The sequence below is a fragment of the Sphingomonas sp. CCH9-F2 genome, from assembly GCF_001556735.1.
Lineage (GTDB): Bacteria > Pseudomonadota > Alphaproteobacteria > Sphingomonadales > Sphingomonadaceae > Sphingomonas > Sphingomonas ginsenosidimutans.
On record NZ_LSJO01000498.1, the window covers coordinates 1 to 1,146 of the forward strand.

Consider the following 1,146-nt stretch of genomic DNA (forward strand, 5'->3'; position numbering starts at 1 on the left):
GAGCCGGCATGAGCGCATCGATGGAGCGGGCGCTGCGCTGGTGGCGCGGGCTGCCGCTGGCCGAGCGCACCGCGATCGCCGCGACGCTGAGCGAGGAGACCGCGCGTGCGATCGTCGAGCGGTGGGAGGAATGGGCGCATCCGGGGCAATTGCCCCCGCCGGGCGGCTGGTCGGTGTGGCTGATGCAGGCCGGGCGCGGCTTCGGCAAGACGCGCGCGGGCGCCGAATGGGTGAGCGCGATGGCCCGCACCATGCCGCAGGCGCGCTTCGCGCTGGTCGGCGCGACGATCGCCGACGCGCGCAAGGTGATGGTGGAGGGGCCGAGCGGCGTCATCGCGGTAGCGCGCGACGACGAACCGGTGGTGTGGCGCCCGACCAGCGGCGAGGTGCGCTTCGCCAGCGGGGCGAGTGCGCAGGTCTATTCCGCCGCCGCGCCGGAGACGCTGCGCGGGCCGGAGCATCATTTCGCCTGGGCGGACGAACTGGGCAAATGGCGCGGCACCGCGGGGTGGGACAATCTGCTGATGGGGTTGCGGCTGGGCGAGCAGCCGCGCGTGCTGGTGACGACGACCCCGCGCCCGACCGCGCTGATGCGGCGGATCGCGGCCGATCCGGGGACGCGCACCACGCGCGGGCGGACGCATGACAATCCGCATCTGCCGCCCGCGTTCGTCGCGGCGATGACCGCCAGTTACGGCGCGACGCGGCTGGGGCGCCAGGAACTGGACGGCGAGTTGATCGACGAGGTGGCGGGCGCGCTGTGGACGCGCACGACGTTGGAGGCGCAGCGCGCCGCGACGGTGCCGCCGCTGGTGCGCATCGTCGTCGGGGTCGATCCGCCCGCGGGCACCGACGGCGATGCCTGCGGGATCGTCGCGGCGGGGCTGGGGCGCGACGGCTGCGGCTATGTGATCGAGGATGCCAGTGTCAGCGGCGCGACGCCCGAGGGCTGGGCGCGCGCGGTCGGCGCGTGCGCCACCCGTGTCGGCGCCGACCGCGTGGTGGCGGAGGCGAACCAGGGCGGCGCGATGGTGAAGAGCGTGCCGCTGGCGGCGCAGGCGACGCTGCCGGTGACATTGGTCCACGCCACCCGCGGCAAGGCGGCGCGCGCGGAGCCGGTCGCCGCGCTCTACGAACTGCGGCGGG

At 75.5% G+C, this 1,146-nt stretch carries 1 protein-coding gene; it reads left to right on the forward strand.

Annotation, left to right across the window (positions count from 1 at the left end; genetic code table 11):
* Positions 1-8: 8 nt before the first annotated feature.
* Positions 9-1,146 (forward strand): terminase large subunit domain-containing protein (locus AX685_RS14230; RefSeq protein ID WP_156445823.1); only part of this gene is annotated, 1,138 nt, incomplete at its 3' end.